The sequence below is a fragment of the Methylophaga sp. UBA5088 genome (assembly GCF_002414625.1).
In the GTDB taxonomy this organism is placed as follows: domain Bacteria; phylum Pseudomonadota; class Gammaproteobacteria; order Nitrosococcales; family Methylophagaceae; genus Methylophaga; species Methylophaga marina.
Genome location: NZ_DIAC01000126.1, coordinates 10,785 through 15,189, shown reverse-complemented (window position 1 = coordinate 15,189; position 4,405 = coordinate 10,785). Strand labels below are relative to the sequence as shown.

General features: G+C 43.4%; 5 protein-coding genes. 2 read left to right on the top strand and 3 right to left on the bottom strand.

Annotated elements, in window-relative coordinates:
• Both B4K20_RS15625 and B4K20_RS15620 read left to right on the top strand, forming a co-directional pair.
• Positions 1-873, top strand: an 873-nt coding sequence (locus tag B4K20_RS15625; protein WP_289283624.1) for a TIGR03790 family protein, incomplete at its 5' end; no start/stop codon positions are given.
• A 338-nt stretch (positions 874-1,211) separates the two neighbouring features.
• The gene (locus B4K20_RS15620; protein ID WP_289283623.1) at positions 1,212-2,270 is read left to right on the top strand and encodes a 3-deoxy-7-phosphoheptulonate synthase; all 1,059 of its coding nucleotides are present in this window, start codon (positions 1,212-1,214) and stop codon (positions 2,268-2,270) included.
• A gap of 20 nt (positions 2,271-2,290) precedes the next feature.
• Here the strand turns inward: B4K20_RS15620 and B4K20_RS15615 are convergent, their stop codons facing one another.
• The 3 genes from B4K20_RS15615 to B4K20_RS15605 form a co-directional block, all read right to left on the bottom strand.
• On the bottom strand, positions 2,291-2,779 hold the full coding sequence (locus B4K20_RS15615) for a GDYXXLXY domain-containing protein (RefSeq protein ID WP_289283622.1): 489 nt from the start codon (positions 2,777-2,779) through the stop codon (positions 2,291-2,293).
• A complete protein-coding gene (locus B4K20_RS15610; protein WP_289283621.1) occupies positions 2,776-3,825 on the bottom strand; it encodes a DUF4401 domain-containing protein in 1,050 nt (349 codons plus the stop codon). The genes B4K20_RS15615 and B4K20_RS15610 overlap by 4 nt, the downstream gene beginning before the upstream one ends.
• Positions 3,822-4,405 (bottom strand): hypothetical protein (locus tag B4K20_RS15605; RefSeq protein WP_289283620.1); only part of this gene is annotated, 584 nt, incomplete at its 5' end. The genes B4K20_RS15605 and B4K20_RS15610, both read right to left, overlap by 4 nt.

Here is a 4,405-nt window from a genome sequence, read left to right as displayed (position 1 = left end):
GGACTATCTATCGAGGAAGCTTCATCGACGCTTTCGCCCGAACAATTTGCAGTGATTGAGTCTCAAATCAAACCGCATTTGACAGAGAACATTAAGGTTTTGTTACTGACATGGCATGCCCCCTATCGCGTCGGCTGTATGTCACTAACCAGTGCATTGAGTCTGGGCTTTGATGAAAGCTATTGTAGTCATAACAAGCAGCGGCCATCGGGTTGTCACCCTACCGCAGACAGCCCTTTTTATAATGCTAAATCAGAACATCTCTGGCAAAACACTGATAGACCTTTGAGTATGATGTTGAGCGGACGTCATCTTATCGATGCCAAAAAACTGATTGAACGAGGCATCAGAGCTGATAAAAGTGCGCCTTCAGGTCATGCTTATCTTGTCCGTACACAGGATAATCAACGTAGCACGCGTTGGCGGATGTTTAAAAAAATTGCCGATATCTGGCCAGAAAGAAACGGCATAGAAATTCATTATGTTGATGACCGCAAACGAACAAAAGGCACCAGCATAAGAAATAAACGCGATGTCATGTTTTATATGACGGGCTATGTTCAGGTACCCGATATCAGTAGTAATCTCTTTTTACCTGGTGCGATTGCCGATCATTTAACTTCTGTCGGTGGTGCAGGCATCCACAAACAAGGGCAAATGAAAGCGTATCGTTGGCTTGAGGCTGGAGCAACAGGGAGTTATGGCACGGTAGTTGAACCCTGCAATTACCCACAAAAATTTCCTAATCCCTATATCCTAATTCCCAGTTATATGGATGGTGACACACTTATTGAAGCCTATTGGAAATCAGTTCAACAGCCAGGTGAAGGCATTTTTATCGGTGAACCTCTTGCCTGCCCATGGTGTCAATAATGACTGTTTCGAAGAAATCAGTTGGTTTCCAAATTTCACCAGATGAATTAACATAGCGTTATGAATACATTAACAACAACAGCAAAATCCGTTCTACTCTCCTTGACGCTGTCAGAGAGTGTTGTGATGTATTGGTGGTTTGCATATGGCTATTTTTATAGCCAAAAGCCGGCTCACCTCTAACACTTAAAATCGTTAAGGTAGTCCGGCATCATGCTGACTACCATTAAAAAAACCCCGGATGGTCAGTCAGCCAACGGGGTTTTTTAATGCGTAGAGAAATAACAGATGCACCATTTGACTCAGTCTCGTCCTGACTGCTTAAAAGGACCATTATCATGACCGCTTCTATCGATACGTTACAACATGAATGCGATTCGGAGAGCCTCAGACTACCCACACCTGCTGAGCTCAAAGCGGCCCTTCCTATCAAACACAATCTGGAACATCAGATAGCAGAACAACGTCAATCCATCCGGCGGCTACTTAACGATGCAGACGATCGACTGATGATCATTGTGGGTCCTTGCTCAATAGACTCTGAAGAAGCCGCTCTGGAATATGGTCGACGACTGGCACAACTCTCGGCTGAACTTAAAGACGAGTTATTCATAGTGATGCGTGCGTATGTTGAAAAACCCCGAACAACGCTTGGCTGGAAAGGGCTAGCCTATGATCCATTACGTAATGGTCAAGGTAATATGGCATTGGGTTTACACAGCTCAAGACGTATTTTGCTGCAATTAACTGAACTTGGCTTGCCGATTGCTACTGAAGCACTTCATCCATTTGTTATGAACTACATTAGTGATCTTGTGAGTTGGGTAGCCATTGGAGCACGTACTTCAGAATCACAGCCTCATCGCGAACTCGTCAGTGACTTACCCTGCCCCGTCGGCATTAAAAATGGTACCGATGGTCGTATTCACAATGCCATCAATGCTATGCGAGCTTCTTCAAGTCAGCACCACACGCTGACAGTCAATGAAGATGGTCAAATTGGTATGAAAAATACAGCTGGAAACTTAGACACACATCTCGTTCTGCGCGGGGGGAATGGACTGACAAACTACGATATAGAGTCGATAGAACAAGCCATATCTTTGCTCTTATTCAATCAGTGTCGCCCCAAGGTTTTAGTTGACTGTAACCATGACAACTCGCTCAGGCAACATCGCAAACAAACGACTATTTCACACGATGTCATTGACCAACGAATAGCAGGCAATGTCAATGTGTTGGGGCTAATGCTGGAGAGTTACCTTGAGGACGGTAAGCAGGAAGATGGTCATCCCCCCATATTTGGCCAATCTGTTACTGATCCATGTCTGAGCTGGGAGGACACAGAGAATTTATTGAGATCCTTACATACAAAATTTAAATCAGGACGTGTTTAATAAAGGGTTGGGTGATTTTATTACTGTACACTGACCAGTAATAAGTCCCCTTCCTGATTGACTCGAAACTCAGCAAACTGTGCATCCTGATAGTTTGACGCCGTGCCCTCCTCAAAAAAGAAAGCATTCGTACCAAATTTGATGCTGTTGTTACGTACCCGAAAAAAGAGACGGCGTTCGTTGCCGGCTAATGGCTGATCATTATCGATTCGGATAAACTCTGCCACGTTGTCTTTATCGACTTTGACGACCACAAACGCATCTTGAGGGCGCAATGGCCTTTCCACATCATGACGCTGTTCTGCCAAGTGCATACGAATCTGTGCTGTCAGTTCGTAATCCAGGGCCATGTAGTCACCCTGCATCAACGAGCGAGGGTCCACCACTCTCAACTTCAACAATATCTTTTCACCATCAGACAATAGCTTTTCCTGCTGATACACCAATGCATTAACCGTGAGTAAAATCAACAACAAGGTCGTGACAGCCATCGCTTTATGCAGTTTCATGTTGATTCTCCAAACAGTTTGGGCAAACACCAACGTATGCCGAGCAATACTCCCCCTAAGATGGCTAGACTTAACGCTTTCACTAACAATGTTGTATCAAGTGAATAGTAATAATGGCTAATACTGAATAAAAGGTATAGGCTGCCAAGTCCAATCAATATACGATGTGTTGTCGCCAGCCCCAGAGCAAAAACAACCATGCTTGTGTGCATACCATTGATTGACCACGTAATGCCTGAAAGCACCAACACAAAAGCTAATATATACCAAGAGCTTTTCATCATTAATGATTGATATTTATTAATAATCATTAAAGAAGAATATATAACAACTGCGCCAGTCAACATTGAATTCAAATAGTAAAAATGGCCAAGCTGCTTAACTGCTACCTGATGCCCCCAATAAAATAAACCGGACTGAAAAAATGTGTTTGTTTCGATGAGCAGTAAGGAAAACAGAGAGCCATAACCTAAAGCCGTCACATATCGATACCACTTTGCATTTTTAAACTCATGAATCCAGCACCAGGCACAAATAAACAGGATCAGTGGCAAACACATACTAAAGAGACCGTATTGAGCCAAACTACCCGCTAGACAAATACAGGCAAGAAATGAAGAAAGCACTCTATGCACAAAATTGGGGATAAGAAAAATAAGAAATACATTTAAACCAAGCGCAATAAGCCACTTGAGATGATCGGCATCACTTCCCCACTGCAACATAGCAATAATTAACAAAATCTGCCCAGCAATACTGAACGCTAGCCCCAAATGCTCGACGAAGTCCGACGGCTCACTCTTAAGCACGTGATATGCGATTAATATAAAAAAACTACCAAACAGTGTAGCTGCCAATACTGAATCTAATAGTCCATTAAACAGCATGGCCAGAAAAGCAAATAAAAATACTGCCGCTAACCAAGCTGATACGGCCAGTAATGTTTTGATATACCAAGGCATAGATATGCTCAGGCCTTCAGGTCTAGGCCCCGAAACGAGACCAGATTGGCTTAATGTCATCCATACTTTGTCCTCAGTGCTCATGACTCACTCTCCCTGTGCACCTGTTTCAACCAGTAGGCTGCACCGGCCCCCATGGCCATGATCAATACTGACAACAGTAATAGTGCACCCTCGTCGCCTGACTCAATAATATGTTGGCCTAGCAGTGTCATAATGACCAAAATGGCTGATAAGCAACCACCAGCCAACATAAAAATATCAAGCCGCAATTGACGATAAGCGACCATAAAAATGATTAACCAAGCTACCCAGATAAGCAAGGGCAGCAGCTGTTCTTCCGGTTTATCCAGGCTGACATAAATCGCTAATGCCGTAATAGCCCAACCATTTATGATGGCAATAACCCGTTGTGGCCAACGCTCAGTCAGCGCCACCATTTTCTTACTGCACCACTCCCATATAAGCAATGCCAGACTATTAAGGCCAAACAAACACCAAAATAAAGTATTTTGAGCGTCAAAAACCAAACCAAAAATTGAATGAAAAGTATCGAAATACAACACTAAAGCAAGATTCAATAACATCAACCAGAGTAGCCATAAACTGGAGAATCTCGAAATAACTACCCACGGTGTGATCGCAAAGGCCCAGTAGAAAAACA